This window comes from Bacillus sp. DJP31, from assembly GCF_049310945.1.
Classification (GTDB): domain Bacteria; phylum Bacillota; class Bacilli; order Bacillales; family SA4; genus Bacillus_BS.
The window spans coordinates 14,820-29,207 of sequence record NZ_JBMERO010000001.1 but is presented as its reverse complement, the minus strand read 5'-3'; the positions used below and the strand labels follow the sequence as shown (position 1 = coordinate 29,207).

Annotated in this window: 13 protein-coding genes and 2 pseudogenes; 13 read left to right on the top strand and 2 right to left on the bottom strand. The window is 36.6% G+C overall.

From position 1 onward, the window contains the following. The first annotated feature begins 47 nt into the window (after positions 1–47). A complete protein-coding gene (hutI, locus tag ACOI1C_RS00150) occupies positions 48–1,250 on the top strand; it encodes an imidazolonepropionase (protein ID WP_422507600.1) in 1,203 nt (400 codons plus the stop codon). Positions 1,251–1,805: 555 nt separating this feature from the next. Here the strand turns inward: hutI and ACOI1C_RS00145 are convergent. Then, positions 1,806–2,942 (bottom strand): CapA family protein, encoded by a 1,137-nt coding sequence (locus tag ACOI1C_RS00145; RefSeq protein ID WP_422506785.1) that lies wholly within the window; start codon positions 2,940–2,942, stop codon positions 1,806–1,808. Positions 2,943–3,245: 303 nt separating this feature from the next. On the opposite strand from ACOI1C_RS00145, the gene hutG reads away from it, so the two are divergent. The 4 genes from hutG (at position 3,246) to ACOI1C_RS00125 (ending at position 7,485) form a co-directional block, all read left to right on the top strand. Continuing rightward, positions 3,246–4,217, top strand: coding sequence for a formimidoylglutamase (hutG, locus tag ACOI1C_RS00140; RefSeq protein ID WP_422506783.1), 972 nt, complete (start codon positions 3,246–3,248; stop codon positions 4,215–4,217). 76 nt (positions 4,218–4,293) lie between these two features. After that, positions 4,294–5,529, top strand: coding sequence for an aminopeptidase (locus ACOI1C_RS00135; protein WP_422506781.1), 1,236 nt, complete (start codon positions 4,294–4,296; stop codon positions 5,527–5,529). A gap of 356 nt (positions 5,530–5,885) precedes the next feature. Continuing rightward, on the top strand, positions 5,886–6,869 hold the full coding sequence (locus tag ACOI1C_RS00130; protein WP_422506779.1) for a ring-cleaving dioxygenase: 984 nt from the start codon (positions 5,886–5,888) through the stop codon (positions 6,867–6,869). Between the two features lie 19 nt (positions 6,870–6,888). Next, positions 6,889–7,485, top strand: coding sequence for an alpha/beta hydrolase (locus tag ACOI1C_RS00125; RefSeq protein WP_422506777.1), 597 nt, complete (start codon positions 6,889–6,891; stop codon positions 7,483–7,485). A 185-nt stretch (positions 7,486–7,670) separates the two neighbouring features. On the opposite strand, the pseudogene ACOI1C_RS00120 reads toward ACOI1C_RS00125, so the two are convergent. Then, positions 7,671–7,848: pseudogene (locus ACOI1C_RS00120) on the bottom strand (alpha/beta fold hydrolase); the annotation flags it as partial. 173 nt (positions 7,849–8,021) lie between these two features. On the opposite strand from ACOI1C_RS00120, the gene ACOI1C_RS00115 reads away from it, so the two are divergent. From ACOI1C_RS00115 to ACOI1C_RS00080, 8 genes and pseudogenes are all read left to right on the top strand, one after another. Further along, a complete protein-coding gene (locus ACOI1C_RS00115) occupies positions 8,022–9,950 on the top strand; it encodes an LTA synthase family protein (RefSeq protein ID WP_422506775.1) in 1,929 nt (642 codons plus the stop codon). Between the two features lie 497 nt (positions 9,951–10,447). Next, positions 10,448–11,212, top strand: a pseudogene (locus ACOI1C_RS00110) (HAMP domain-containing protein); the annotation flags it as partial. A gap of 12 nt (positions 11,213–11,224) precedes the next feature. Next, positions 11,225–12,154 (top strand): methyl-accepting chemotaxis protein, encoded by a 930-nt coding sequence (locus ACOI1C_RS00105; RefSeq protein WP_422507598.1) that lies wholly within the window; start codon positions 11,225–11,227, stop codon positions 12,152–12,154. A gap of 164 nt (positions 12,155–12,318) precedes the next feature. Then, a complete protein-coding gene (locus tag ACOI1C_RS00100; RefSeq protein WP_422506773.1) occupies positions 12,319–12,534 on the top strand; it encodes a spore coat protein in 216 nt (71 codons plus the stop codon). 146 nt (positions 12,535–12,680) lie between these two features. Next, positions 12,681–13,109 carry a spore coat protein gene (locus tag ACOI1C_RS00095; protein WP_422506771.1) on the top strand — a complete coding sequence of 143 codons (429 nt, stop codon included), beginning with the start codon at positions 12,681–12,683 and terminating at the stop codon, positions 13,107–13,109. A 26-nt stretch (positions 13,110–13,135) separates the two neighbouring features. Beyond that, on the top strand, positions 13,136–13,585 hold the full coding sequence (locus tag ACOI1C_RS00090) for a spore coat protein (protein WP_422506769.1): 450 nt from the start codon (positions 13,136–13,138) through the stop codon (positions 13,583–13,585). A gap of 33 nt (positions 13,586–13,618) precedes the next feature. Next, positions 13,619–14,041, top strand: a complete 423-nt coding sequence (locus ACOI1C_RS00085; protein ID WP_422506767.1) for a spore coat protein — start codon at positions 13,619–13,621, stop codon at positions 14,039–14,041. 32 nt (positions 14,042–14,073) lie between these two features. Further along, a complete protein-coding gene (locus tag ACOI1C_RS00080) occupies positions 14,074–14,370 on the top strand; it encodes a hypothetical protein (RefSeq protein ID WP_422506765.1) in 297 nt (98 codons plus the stop codon). Positions 14,371–14,388 lie beyond the last annotated feature (18 nt).

Below are 14,388 nucleotides of genomic sequence, written 5' to 3'. Positions count from 1 at the left end.
CGGAACCAGTTGATTTACTTTTAGAAAATATTGGACAGCTTTTAACAATGAGAAGTACAACGGTTGGACCAAGGTACGGTTTAGCGATGAATGAACTAGAAGTGCTTGAAGATGCAATGGTTGCCATCAAGGGGAATCGAATCGTAAATATTTTACCACAGGCAAAAGCAGTAAGTTATGAAGCTTGTAAACGGATTGATTGTTTGGGGAAGCTCGTCACACCAGGATTGATTGATCCACACACTCACCTAGTATTTGGGGGATCTAGAGAGCATGAAATGAGACTCAAGCAACTAGGTTTATCCTACTTAGACATACTAAGTCAAGGGGGAGGAATTCTATCAACTGTTAAGGAAACAAGAAAGGCTTCAGAAACTGAGCTTTATTCTAAAGCGAAAACACATCTTAATAGAATGCTAGCTTTTGGTGTAACGACAATCGAAGCGAAGAGTGGGTATGGACTCGACCGCGAAACAGAATTAAAACAGCTTAGAGTCATGAAAAGCTTAAATATACAACATCCAATCGATATCATTTCTACCTTTCTTGGAGCACATGCAATTCCATTAGAGCATATGGGAGAACCAGAAATCTTTCTAGAAAAAATGATTTTACTTCTTGATGAAATCAAAGAGGAAAACCTAGCAGACTTTGTAGATATTTTTTGCGAAACAGGTGTCTTTACCCTCAATCAATCAGAAAACTATCTAGAAGCAGCAAAGAGGAAAGGCTTCAAGTTGAAAATTCATGCCGATGAAATTGATTCATTAGGTGGAGCAGAGTTAGCAGCTAAGTTGGGGGCATTTTCGGCAGATCATCTTGTTGGATCTTCAGAGCTTGGAATGGAGGAACTAGCCAGACAAGGAGTCATTGCTTGCCTTCTTCCAGGTACGTCCTTTTATTTAAAAAAGAAGGAGCATGCTAAAGCACGTCTTATGCTAGATAAAGGAGTAGCAGTCTCTTTAGCGACAGACTTTAATCCTGGAAGCTGCCCTACTGAAAACTTACAGCTTATTATGAGTTTGGCTGCGCTTTATTTAAATATGACTTCTAAGGAAATTTGGAATGCAGTCACTATCAATGCCGCACATGCCATTGGAGTTGAACAAAGAGTAGGTAGTATCGAGGAAGAAAAGCAGGCGGATCTAGTGATTTGGAATGCGAATAACTATGATTATATTCCTTATCATTTTGGAGTAAATCATGTAAATACAGTGATAAAAAATGGAAAGGTCGTATATCAGAATTGAATCAAGAGTAGATAGAATGGCAGTATTTGAAACTAGAAGGAGCACCCTAGTAACAAAGAAAATAGTTTCATAAGAAATGGTTGTTTTCATAAACATTGATGCTATTTAACTATTGGTTAGTGGTTGATTTCCTCTCCAGGATGCTTGCTTTACGCGTGGCGGGCCGAGAGCATCCTTTGCCAACAGAGCCAAACGATGAGTCTCACTTGTCCCGCTGCTCTAAGTAGGATCCCTAGCATATCCGTTCCAATCAACCTCTTTATCAACTGGTTTCTTTCACATAATTCCTATTAAGAAAACAACAATTATTTAGAAAAGAGCATAAAAAATAAAATCCCCACAATTTCTACCAATTTGTGTTGAACTAAGGGGATTCTAATAGAGCCTGTTCAAAAAGAGCAAAGAAGTTCAAGGAAGCGAAGTCTTGAGCTTCCTGCACGTATGTTTTGTATACGTGAGGAGCGGAAAAGACGAGCTGACGAAGAAATTCGAAGCTATTTTTGCCGGACTTTTTGAACATCCTCTAATATAAAGAAATCTAGTAACTGATTTAAATTATTTATTTGAACTCTCATAAGCAACCCAGTTAGGTTCACCAATTCTTGCAGATAAGTCTAAAATTTTACTCATCACACGCTTAGCTTCATCTCCTTCTAGCGGTGTTGGCTGATAGTTATTGCGAGAAGCAAGAGATGAAATTCGATAAGGAATGACTTTGATCTCCTTTTGTTGCATTAATTCTCCATTTTCTAAGTGGAAAACTTGTTGAAATACAAATGTATCCTTATCAGTAGGGTTACGATTTCCACCAAACATGAAATTACCTAAGCTATAAACAATGAATTTACCCTTATATTCTTCAATCCCTTGAACAACATGGGGATGATGTCCTACAACTAAATCGGCACCACTATCAACTGTAAAGCGCCCTAAGGATTCTTGACTTTCGTTTGGAACATAGCTTCGCTCCTCACCCCAATGAAAGTGAACAATCACAATCTTCGCGCCTTGGTCCTTTAGTGATTGAATGTCCTGACTAATTTGGTTCCGAATTTCTTTTGTATCGCTCCAGCCGTTATATCCAAGGGCACCAACTTTTACTTCTTTTATAGTCTTTAAAAGCTTGTTCTCATTTCCAAAATAGCCTACATTGTGTTTTTCAAGGTTAGTAATGGTATCTTGGTATCCTTTTTGCAAATAATCCAACGTATGGTTATTCGCTAAATTCACAGCTTCGATACTGCCTTTTGTCAAAATCTCTGTATAAGAGGGGTCCCCTTTAAAACGAAATTTTTTATCGGCCTTTTGATTAGATGTTGTTAAAGTAGTTTCTAAATTGACGGAAGTAAAATCATCTTCACCGAAAAGTGTTTTAATATTTTCAACAAAATATTCTAGTCCATTTGTATCAGCCTCTTGAGTGAATGTACCGTCATATCCAAAGCTTTCATCACTTCCAAGAGTAAAATCTCCAGCGACACTAAATGTTATAGTCTTCTTTTCAATTTGCTTAGGTGGGGGAGTCTTTTCAATGACTGGGTGATGAATAAGCGGATGAGTGGCTACCTTTAGTTCTTCTTTTGGAAGATCTTCAGGAATTGTAGACGCGCCGATTGAACTATTGTTACATGCACTAAGAAACATAATTAAAATGAACCAACTAAAAATATTCTTCCTTCTCAATTTCCACATCTTTTCTATACCCCCATGTCACATGTCCCATTCATTTATAGATAAAATAGCCTAATCAAAGTAAATTAATGGGATATTATTAGTAGTAAATACGTTGTTATCATTCGGATAACCTTCCTCGCGACAAAAGAAGTCAAAACATTCTAATTAAATACAAAAGTTTAGACGGTATTCGATGATATCTAACAAAAACCTCAATTTTATGGAATGTGTTTTCTTGTAAATGGTGTATTCAAGTCTTTGAATGATTAGAACAATTAACGTATTAAAGAAAGTTAGGTGCTTATGGAGGGGGGAAGAAAAATGCAGTATTTGAAACGAGCGGGGACAGCCTTATTCAAAGATACACACGTAACGAAAGCGAATGAAATAATAGAGAACTGGGATCAATCTCAGATAATTGTGGGTATAGGTCTCCTAGGTGTCCCTTTATCAAAATCATCCATCAGTCACTCTGGTGCGTACCTGTCCCCCCAGGCGATTCGGAAATGTTTCTCATCCTTCACAACCTATTCAATCGAAGATGATCATGATCTAAGAAACTATTTGCTTACAGATTTAGGAGATATTGAAATGCATGTTACGGATATTAAAGATTCATATTCTAGAATTGAGAGCACATTAACTGCTATTCTCTCAAAACATAATCAAATGTTTCCTGTTATTCTTGGAGGAGATCACTCTATTACGGCACCGTGCTTGAAGGCTTTCGCGGCAGCCAGAGAAGGTAGAATAGGAGTTATTCAATTTGATGCTCATCACGATCTTCGTAATTTAACTGATGGTGGTCCAACAAACGGAACACCATTCAGGAGTTTACTAGAATCAGGAACCATTAAAGGAGATCATCTCTTTCAAATTGGACTTCGTAACTTTGCAAATGCAAAAGATTATACTAAATTCGGTAGAGACAACGGTGTGAACATCTTTACAATGGATGACATTAGAGAAAAGGGGATCAAAACCATTCTGGAGAATTGTCTCTTAGAATTAGAGGGAAAGGTGGATTCAATTTACGTTAGTTTAGATATGGATGTTATGGATCAAGCATTTGCACCTGGATGTCCAGCATTTGGTCCAGATGGAATGGATGTGCAAATGTTAAAAACAGCGATTAAAATGATCAGTAGGCATGAAAAAGTTGTCGCATTAGATATTGTTGAAATAGATCCAACACTAGATTTCAGAGATATGACATCAAGGTTAGCTGCATTCATGATTCTTACACTTGTAAGTGGCTTGCATCGACCAAAAGATGATGAACTTCCTATGTGAAAAAGCTCAAAAAATATACCTACCTATACACGGATAGGATGATTTTGGTAAGATATATAAAAAGGGGGAATTTTAGATGAGTCAATTTGAGCAAAATTTAGAAAAGTACGCAGACCTTGCAGTTAAGGTTGGTGTGAACATTCAACCTGGTCAAACCTTAATCGTGAATTCAGATATTAATAGTGCAGAATATGTAAGATTAGTTGCCAAAAAGGCATATGAGGCAGGCGCAAAGCTGGTTCAAATTGAATGGACAGATGAAACGGTTACACGCATTAGATTTGACGAAGCAAACGAGGAATCCTTTCATTATTTTCCGAAATGGAGAGCAGAAATGCTTGAAAAAGCCTATGAAGAAGGCGCTGCTTTACTTTCTGTTATTTCAATGAACCCTGATTTACTAAGTGGTGTAGATGCAAACAAAATTGCCAACCTAAGTAAAGCAGCAGGAGAAGCTAGTAAAAAATATAGAAATTACATAATGGCTGATAAAGTAAGCTGGTCAATTGTGGCTGTTCCATCACCAGCTTGGGCAGCGAAAGTTTTCCCTGAGGCCGCTTCTTCAGAAGAACAAATCAATAAGCTTTGGGATGCCATTTTTTCGGCCACTCGTACATTACTTGAAGACCCTATCCAAGCATGGAAAGAACATAGTAGTCATCTGGAAGCAAAAGTGGATTACTTAAACAATCAAAAATTTGAGGCACTTCATTATACAGCTGAAGGGACAGACCTAACTCTTGAGCTTGCAGAAAAACACCTTTGGGTAGGTCCTGGTAGTACCAATACAAAGGGTTTTCAATTTATTGCAAATATGCCTACAGAAGAAGTATTTACAACGCCAAAAAAGACCGGAGTCAATGGTAAAGTAAGTAGTTCTAAACCATTAAACTATGGTGGAAACATGATAAATAACTTCTCAATTACCTTTGAAAATGGTCGTATTGTGGATTTTCAAGCAGAACAAGGCTATGAAACCTTAAAAAAGCTAGTTGAAACAGACGAAGGCTCTCATTATCTAGGAGAAGTTGCGCTAGTACCACATGATTCGCCTATTTCGAACACAAATATTATTTTTTACAACACCTTATTTGATGAAAATGCTTCCCACCATTTAGCCATCGGAAATGCTTATTCATTTGCGATTGAAGGCGGAAAAGAGATGTCAGAGGAAGAATTGGCGGAAAATGGAGCGAACAATAGTTTGACACATGTAGACTTTATGATTGGTTCAAGTGATATGGACATCGATGGAATTAAAAAAGATGGTAGCCGAGTACCATTATTTAGAGCAGGAAACTGGGTACTGTAAGTTAAAAAGGCACTACTGAGGTAGTGTCTTTTTGTTCAAGCTAATGGACTGGATTGTTTAAAAAACATGAAAAACAGAGTATTTATATGTAGGAGAGAGAATAAAAAAAAGACGCCGATAAACGGCGTCTTTATGCGTATTGAGGCGAAAGACTGCACGCCACATCGTGCATTTCGCTAAAAGCGAGTGTCTAATCGACTTACACAATCTTAGCTCATCGCTTACCTACTATAGCACCTAGTTAATGGGATGACAAGTGCATTTTTTTGGAAAACAGAGTTCAAATAGTTGCATTAAATTGTAGTATCATTAAGAATAATAAGATGATTGTCCAAATGATTTAGGGGGTTAAACAAATGGATTTAAAACCATTAAAGGGAATTCATCATGTTTCTGCCATAACTGCTAATGCATTGAGGAATTATGAATTCTATACAAAAATAATAGGTTTAAGACTAGTAAAGAAGACAGTGAATCAAGATGATACTTCTGTCTATCACTTATTTTATGCAGATGAACGAGGGAATCCAGGTACAGACTTGACGTTTTTTGAGTTTCCTCATGCAGGAAATACATATCAGGGTACAAATAGTATTTCAACAACATCGCTTCGTGTTCCAACAGATGAATCCTTATACTATTGGGAAAAAAGATTTGAAGAGTTTGCTGTAGAACACGAAGGTATATCTTCAGAAACGGGTCGTGCAAGTTTAACGTTTAAGGATTTTGAAGGACAGCGGCTTGTTCTTGTTTCTGATGAGCAAAATGAGGGTGTTGAAGGTGGGCATCCATGGGATCTAAGTCCTGTTTTAAAAGAACATGCCATTCAAGGACTGGGCCCAGTCGTTTTAACAGTTGCTCGACTAGAATCTACCGCAAAAATTTTAACTGATGTACTTGGATTCAGGAAAAAAGGTACATACCAATCAATCGGACACACGAACACCGTATACGAAACCGGAGAAGGCGGTACGGGTGCGGAAATTCATTTAGTTGAACGACCAGATTTGCCAATGGAACGACCAGGTCGGGGAAGTGTCCATCATGTTGCACTTCGGGTTGAGGATCAGGAGGAACTAAAAAAATGGGTCGAATGGCTAAAAGAATTAAAAATCCCGAACTCGGGTTTTGTTGAACGTTACTACTTCAAATCTCTATATTTCAGAGAGCCGAATGGTATATTATTTGAACTTGCGACGGATGGCCCTGGATTTGAAGGGGATGAGTCATTTGATCACTTAGGAGAACGACTTGCCTTACCTCCCTATTTTGAAGATCAGCGTGAATCAATTGAAGCTAAACTAAAGCCATTGCATACGAAAGAAAAAACGAATTTTTAACGAATGGAGGTTGAATAATATGGAACATATTTTTATACAAGGCACGAGTGACCATACACTTTTGCTCCTTCATGGAACTGGTGGGAATGAGAGGGATTTACTTCCTCTTGCAGAGATGATTGCTCCACAGGCATCTGTTTTAAGTGTTAGAGGTAATGTGTTAGAAAATGGAATGCCCCGCTTTTTTAGAAGACTTTCAGAAGGTGTCTTTGATGAAGAGGATTTAATCATCCGAACACATGAACTTAATGAGTTTATTACGAGTATGTCAGTTAAATATAGCTTTGATCGAAATAAGGTAGTAGCAATCGGTTATTCAAACGGAGCAAACATAGCAGCAAGCCTTCTATATCATGATCGGACTTCACTAAGTGCGGGCATACTTTTTCATGCAATGGTACCATTACGGGGGGTACAACTCCCTGATTTATCAAAGAAGGAAGTGTTTATTGGTGCGGGTAAAAACGATCCAATCATTCCTTTTGTTGAAACAAAAGAGTTAGTTAAAGAGTTACGGAATGCTAATGCCTCTGTTACTGAACACTGGGGTGAGGGTGGGCATGAGCTAACTAGAGAAGAAGTAGAGAAAGCGAGAACGTGGTATCAAAATCTTTAAGCATTTTTTCATAAAAAGAGAAAGTAGATTTTAGCTACTTTCTCTTTTAATATCAAGTTAAGCGTACGTATCACATTTGTCTCAATGGTGACCCTTTTCTATTTCTTTAAAGTGGTTAAGAAAAACCCCGTAACAATCTGGTTGACCTTTTCAAACTCTGTAGTCAGTAATTGGTGTGTTGCTTCATTACTATCTCCATTTCCAATAAGATCAGGCAGAACCAATCGGAAATTCCTTGAAAGTGACTTTTGTTCATAAAAAACTTTTTCTACCCATACCAGGTGGGTGAATAAACAGAATAGGAATACCACTACCAATATCCTCATATCGAAGCTTTTCATTGCCAATGCGTAATTCTTTCATTTTACAAAGCCCCTAAACGTTGTTTTTGTTATTGTTTGCCTACTAATAAACAGTATGATTGGCAAATTGTAGATTGGTTATAGGGGTTTCTGCTACCAGAACTTCGTAAAAAGCATATATTTTATTAGTTAAAAGGGGATAGTAACCAAGATAAAATCAAAGATGGTGAAAACATGAAACGAAGTTCAATTCTAGATATCAAGTTGAATGCTAAGCAAAAATTCTTTTATTTCGCATGTTTTCTGCTTTGGCTCAAAACATTGTTGACTCAATATCACGATTTTCATTTACAAATAAACAATAGCGTTCAAACCATTCTTCTTGTCCTAAATCCCATTGGTTCTATTTTGTTCCTATTAGGTCTATCTGTTTTAGTAAAAGGGAAAAAGTTTTATTCTACCTTAATGCTCCTTCAGCTCATATTGTCAACAGTGCTCTATGCCAATGTACTTTACTACCGTTTTTATAGTGACTTTATTACGTTACCTACTCTTTTTCAAACAAAAAACATGAATGATCTAGGTGGAAGTATCTTTGCCCTTATCAATGGATATGATTTTTTATTTTATTTTGACACGATCATTCTTTTAGTCATTTTAAGAAAAAGAAATAAGTTTGAATTTATTGGGACTTTTACTCGTCGGAGTTTTTCAATTCTTTATTTGTCTGCGATATTCATGATTGGGAGTACAATAGCAATGGCCGAAATGGATCGACCACAACTTTTAACGAGAATGTTTGATCGGAATTACATTGTTAAATACCTTGGGATTTACAATTTTATTTTTTATGATATCTTACAAAGCACAAGAACTTCTAAACAACGAGTGATGGCTGATAGTGATGATATTACAGAAATCATTAATTATACAAAGTCCCTTCACGCTGAACCAAATCCACAATACTTTGCGGCTGCTAAAGGGTTAAATGTTATTTATATTCATTTAGAATCCTTTCAAAATTTTTTAATTGATTATAAGATAGATGGGGAGGAAGTAACCCCTTTTCTAAATTCTTTAACTAGTGAACCAAATAGTTTTTACTTTGATAATTTCTTTCATCAAACTGCTCAAGGGAAGACCTCAGATGCCGAATTTTTAATTGATAACTCTTTATATGGACTACCACAAGGTGCGGTATTTACAACACGTGGACTTAATACATACCATGCTGCACCTGGGATCTTAGACAACGATCATTATACTTCTGCTGTCTTTCATGGGAATAATCAATCCTTTTGGAATCGAGATGTCATTTACAAATCCTTTGGATACGACTATTTTTTTGATTCTAGTTTCTATGAAATGTCGCCAGAGAATGTTGTGAATTATGGTTTAAAGGATAAACCGTTTTTTACAGGATCCCTTCCTATACTTGAAACATTACCACAACCATTTTATGCGAAATTCATCACTTTATCAAACCATTATCCATACCCAATTGCTGAGGAAGAAGCCTCTATCAAACCCTTTAATTCTGGTGATGGTTCAGTTGACCGATATTTTCAAACCGCACGTTATTCAGATGAAGCCTTACGTGAGTTTTTTTTAAAAATAAAGGAAGATGGACTTTTAGATTCGTCAATGATTATCTTATACGGTGACCATTATGGCATTTCTGAAAACCATAATAAAGCTATGAAGCAAGTCATGGGAGAAGAAATTACCCCCTTTAAAAATGCTCAATTGCAAAGGGTTCCTTTGCTCATTCGAATACCCGGTGTGGCGGGGAAGAAAATGAGTCAATATGGTGGCCAAATTGACTTGCTGCCAACGATTCTTCATCTCCTAGGAATGGAAACGAAGGAATTTCTTTTCTTTGGCACCGATTTATTCTCAGATGAGCATGAACAAGTCATCCCTTTTCGAAACGGAGATTTCGCGAGTCCAACAATTACTAGGGTGACAAATAAATACTTTGACACAAAAAATGGACATCCGGTTGAAAAAAATAAGGCTATTTTGTTGAGTGAGCAATTTGTAAAGCAACAATTAGAGCTTTCCGATCAAGTAGTTAATGGGGATTTGTTGCGATTTTATACACCTAATGGCTTTAATTTAATCGATCATTATGAATATGATTATAGAAATTTCAAACCATAAAAAAACAACAAAAGCTATACCGTTATGAGTAAATAGTTCAGTTATTGTGGAGAAACCACTTAATAACTGTCCAAATAACAATGGAATTCTAAACTTAAATCACATAGTATCAGCAAAAAAAAAAACTCGGAGTTTACACTCTGAGTTTTTCTTTTTGACTGTTTTCATACGTTGTTGCTTTTAACAGACGTAGGATCTAAAGTTTGTCCGTTGATTTTTCGTTGCACAGCCACTTGCTTTCCCCGGGGAGGGATGCGAGCCTCTTCGGCTTTCCCTGTGGGGTCTCGCACTTTTCCTAGAGTGCTAAACCTTTATATAACAACAAAAAACGAGCATCAAATCATACGATTTCATACTCGTTTTCGTATGCTATTTCTATTGTTTCTCCACGTTATCTGAACTACTTACGCTAGGTGGTATAGCTTTTTGTTTTTACCCAATATTTCGTTAATGTACCTTTAGATTATTCGACAAAAGCCGATATATATTTTGTATACATGCAAACAGCAGGAGGTAGGACTAGCGTGAGAAGTTTAAAGAGGAAAATACTAATTTCATTCAGCATTATCTTATTCATTATGCTCATAATGACCTTAGGAACCGTATTTTTTACAAATGACTATAACAATAAAGTCAATAATTTGATTGAAAAAGAGATGGAGACTTTAATAGCGAATCAAAAATTATCCGCAAATATTCAAGAGAGAATTGGATTAATACGAGGATATGTCTTATTCGGTGAAGAAGAGTATCTTGAAAGATTTAATGAAGTAACGGATGAGAGTAAAGCAATACAAGAGCAATTACTGACACTAACCAATTCAGAAACGGAGAAAAATTTAATTACCCAAAGTGAACAATGGAGAAAATATATAGAAGATTACCTTTTACCAGTTGTAAAATCTGATGACTTAGCATTAGCAAGAGAAGTTCTAAAGGATAAAATTACCCCGATGGGAAGAAGTATTGATGAAGGACTTAAAGAACTAGCGACTTCAGAAGAAGAGGAAATTAAAGCTAATGGGCAAAAACTAATTCAGGAAGGCAATTCAGTCATTGTTATCACGCTACTTATTTCTGCTTTAGCCATTTTTTCAGGACTAGCTATTGCCTACATTATGGCCAATAGAATAACAAAGCCAATTGTTATGGTTTCACAACGAATGGAATTGCTTGCAGATGGAGATTTAAGTTTGCCAGAGTTACATACGAAAGCAAATGATGAAATTGGCGGACTTGTCCAATCATTAAACCAACTTGTCACGAATCTAAAAATGCTGATCGGGGAAGTTAGCGACTCTACGATGCAAGTTACAGCTTCCAGTGAGGAGTTAACAGCAAGTGCAGAACAAAGTACTGGCGCTGCTGAACAAATATCTGGGTTGGCTCAGACGGCTGCCGCTGGTGCTGAACAGCAGCAAATAAGTTCAGTAGAAGTACTGGCTTCAATGAAAGAGCTATCTGTTGGGCTAAATCAAATCGCACAAAATGGAAATGATATGAACGAATTAACAAGTGCAGCAAATACGTCGATAAAAAACGGTTCAAAAGCTGTATTACAGGTTGTTGAGCAGATGAATGATATTCATGGATCTGTTGAGGAAACTTCAGCGATTATTTCTAGACTGGGTGGATTATCAACAGAAATAAGTAATATCTTGGCTTTGATCACAGCCATATCTGAACAAACCAACTTATTGGCCTTAAATGCTGCAATTGAAGCGGCAAGGGCAGGTGAACATGGTAAAGGGTTTGCTGTCGTTGCAGATGAAGTTAGAAAACTAGCCGAAGGTTCACGTCAATCAGCAGTTCAAATCGCTTCTATGATTTCTGAAATTCAAAATGAAACGAACAAAGCCATTGAATCTATGCAAATCGGTCAGGCTAAGGTGAGCGAAGGTATTCAATTTTCTCAAAACGTTTCAGAGTCTTTTGTTGTCATTGAACAAACTAATGATGGAGTAAAAGAGAAAGTACTGGATGTTTCATTAGCAATCGAACAAATGACGGGTGTGAGTGATCGTGTTCTAACTTCTGTTCTAGAGGTTTCAGAGCTAGCAAGGAATGGTGCAGAATTCAGTCAGAGTAGTTCTGCTGCCAATCAGGAACAATTAGCAACGATGGAAGAAATATCTGCATCCGCACAATCCTTGGCCCATTTAGCTGAAGGCTTGCAGCTACAAGTCAACAAATTTAAATTATAGAAATTTTCTTTGGGTATGGCATGTTTTCATGTCATGCCTTTTTTTAATAGGGTATTTCGTATAACGCGAAGAATTTGATTTATTACTATTTCATTTAGGAAGCTCTTTGCATATACAGTAAAGAGAGCATCTAATGATGAAAAAGATAAGAAGGAGGAATTACTTTGACTAATGAACCCCAAAAAAATCCAGCCATTTTCTCAAAAAGCATTGTAGATTTAATGATATCAGACATATTTTCTAGACATGGAGTCAATCAAGAGGAAAAGAAAAGTCTATCAGATGAACAGAAGCAACTATTAAAGAGTCTCGTTGAAGATTTAAGCTCGCAAGTCGAACAGTTTGTTGATGAAACAAAACAGAAAAAAATGGATAAATAACTCTATTATAATGAAGACGCCTACTAAATTTGAAGGCGTCTTCTCTATTTTTAAGAAAAATAGATACTACTCTATGTGATATGCACAAACATTTTTAAAGGACGAACATAGTATACAGCATCACAAGGAAAAGGAGTGAAATAATCATGGCAAAAACAAAAAAGAGAAGAATTAGAAGAAAAAGAAGACAAAATCATGAAAATGCAACTGTCGTTCAACAGGCTGATCAATTTTCATATATGGAACAAGAATCAACTGAAGGAATTATTATTAGAGATTCTGTAGATGTTACCGTTCAAACTACTGATACACAGGTTGCAGTATCCCTTCAAGTGGCCATTCAAGCAGCGATTGCTCTAGTAATTAGCATTACGATCGGAGATTCAGATCGTAGTAAAGCTGTTGCACAAGAAATCATGCAAAAATTTGTTTCTGAACAAGAGAACCAACAGCTTACTGTCATTGAAAATTCAAAGAACGTAACGGTTACAACAACTGACACAGACGTAGCTGTCAATATCCAAGCATTACTTCAAGTATTGTTAACACTAGTTGTGAGATTAGACGTTCTTTAAACATTATTTAAAAACAGGTAAAGGGGATGCACCTAGTGAGTGAATCAAATGGAAATTGGGCTGCATTGAGTTCAGAGGATTGGCATAGCTCTGATCACCCAGATGCAACGATTTCACAAGATGCAAATCAAGTGTCCATCATCGAACAAGATTCTGATGAGACTATCATAGTACGAGATTCTTGTGAAGTAATAATCCAAACAACAGATACTCAAGCTGCTGTATCATTGCAAGTCGCCTTGCAGCTTGCCCTTGCGTTAGTTCTTAGTATAACGATTGGTGATTCTGATCGATCAAGAGCTGTTGTCCAAGATATGGTCCAGTATCTGCAGGTGAATCAGAGAAATAAACAAAAGATTATTATCGAAAATAGTAGAAAAGTGACAATCATCACAACGGATACAGATATTTCTGTAAATATACAAGCATTACTTCAAGTTCTAGTTGCACTAGTCGTGAAAGTAGACATCCTATAAATAAAAAATACAAGATAAAAGGTGGTGCCAAACATGGCAGAAGGAAAAAAATGGAGAGCTTTAGATCACCATTGCAAGAGTGAAGCTACAGTTGAACAGGCTGCAGAGCAAGTGAATATTTCGAAACAAAAATCAAGGGAACTCATTGTAATCAGAGATTCAGAGGATGTTGAAGTTCAGACAACTGATACTCAAGCAGCTGTATCCTTACAACTTGCATTACAAGCTGCACTCGTTGCAGTAATTAGTATTACAATTGGGGACACAGACCGCTCAAGAGCAGTTGTTCAAGAACTTGATCAACTAGTCAAAACAAAACAGTCTAACTTCCAAAAAACGATTGTTGAAAACTCAAGATGTGTAAGAGTTACTACAACAGATACAGATGTTGCAGTGAATGTTCAAGCATTATTGCAAATTTTAGTAGCGGTTGTTGTAAAACTTGATGTCCTATAAGGTTGTCATAACAAGTTAAGGGAGGGAGAACTTTGAATAAGCAAGAATTTCAGGATCTGTTGGATAAAATGAATGCTGATGCAATGGATTTATTAGTAGATAAAGTGAACAAGAAAAAGGCTAAGAAAAAACTGCAAAAAGAAGTCGATAGATTGCAAAAAGAAGCGAACGAAAAGGTTAGCCCTACTGCGACTGAAGCAAATAAGCTAATCGCATTTAAATATAGTAACTTATTCGAGGGTTTAGAAAAGCAATTGGAAACTAAGCACGATCCAAAAGTAGAGGAAACGCTAAATAAGATTAAAAACATATTAAACTTCGGACAATAATCTGTTTCTTTAAATGTC

Excerpts from the sequence above, each read along its gene's own strand:
- ACOI1C_RS00115 (WP_422506775.1), top strand. The coding sequence starts at position 8,022 with ATGAAACGAAGTTCAATTCTAGATATCAAGTTGAATGCTAAGCAAAAA.
- ACOI1C_RS00125 (WP_422506777.1), top strand. The coding sequence starts at position 6,889 with ATGGAACATATTTTTATACAAGGCACGAGTGACCATACACTTTTGCTC.
- ACOI1C_RS00105 (WP_422507598.1), top strand. The coding sequence starts at position 11,225 with ATGCTGATCGGGGAAGTTAGCGACTCTACGATGCAAGTTACAGCTTCC.
- hutI (WP_422507600.1), top strand. The coding sequence starts at position 48 with ATGAGAAGTACAACGGTTGGACCAAGGTACGGTTTAGCGATGAATGAA.
- ACOI1C_RS00090 (WP_422506769.1), top strand. The coding sequence starts at position 13,136 with ATGCACCTAGTGAGTGAATCAAATGGAAATTGGGCTGCATTGAGTTCA.
- ACOI1C_RS00085 (WP_422506767.1), top strand. The coding sequence starts at position 13,619 with ATGGCAGAAGGAAAAAAATGGAGAGCTTTAGATCACCATTGCAAGAGT.
- ACOI1C_RS00095 (WP_422506771.1), top strand. The coding sequence starts at position 12,681 with ATGGCAAAAACAAAAAAGAGAAGAATTAGAAGAAAAAGAAGACAAAAT.
- hutG (WP_422506783.1), top strand. The coding sequence starts at position 3,246 with ATGCAGTATTTGAAACGAGCGGGGACAGCCTTATTCAAAGATACACAC.
- ACOI1C_RS00135 (WP_422506781.1), top strand. The coding sequence starts at position 4,294 with ATGAGTCAATTTGAGCAAAATTTAGAAAAGTACGCAGACCTTGCAGTT.
- ACOI1C_RS00130 (WP_422506779.1), top strand. The coding sequence starts at position 5,886 with ATGGATTTAAAACCATTAAAGGGAATTCATCATGTTTCTGCCATAACT.
- ACOI1C_RS00145 (WP_422506785.1), bottom strand. The coding sequence starts at position 2,942 with ATGTGGAAATTGAGAAGGAAGAATATTTTTAGTTGGTTCATTTTAATT.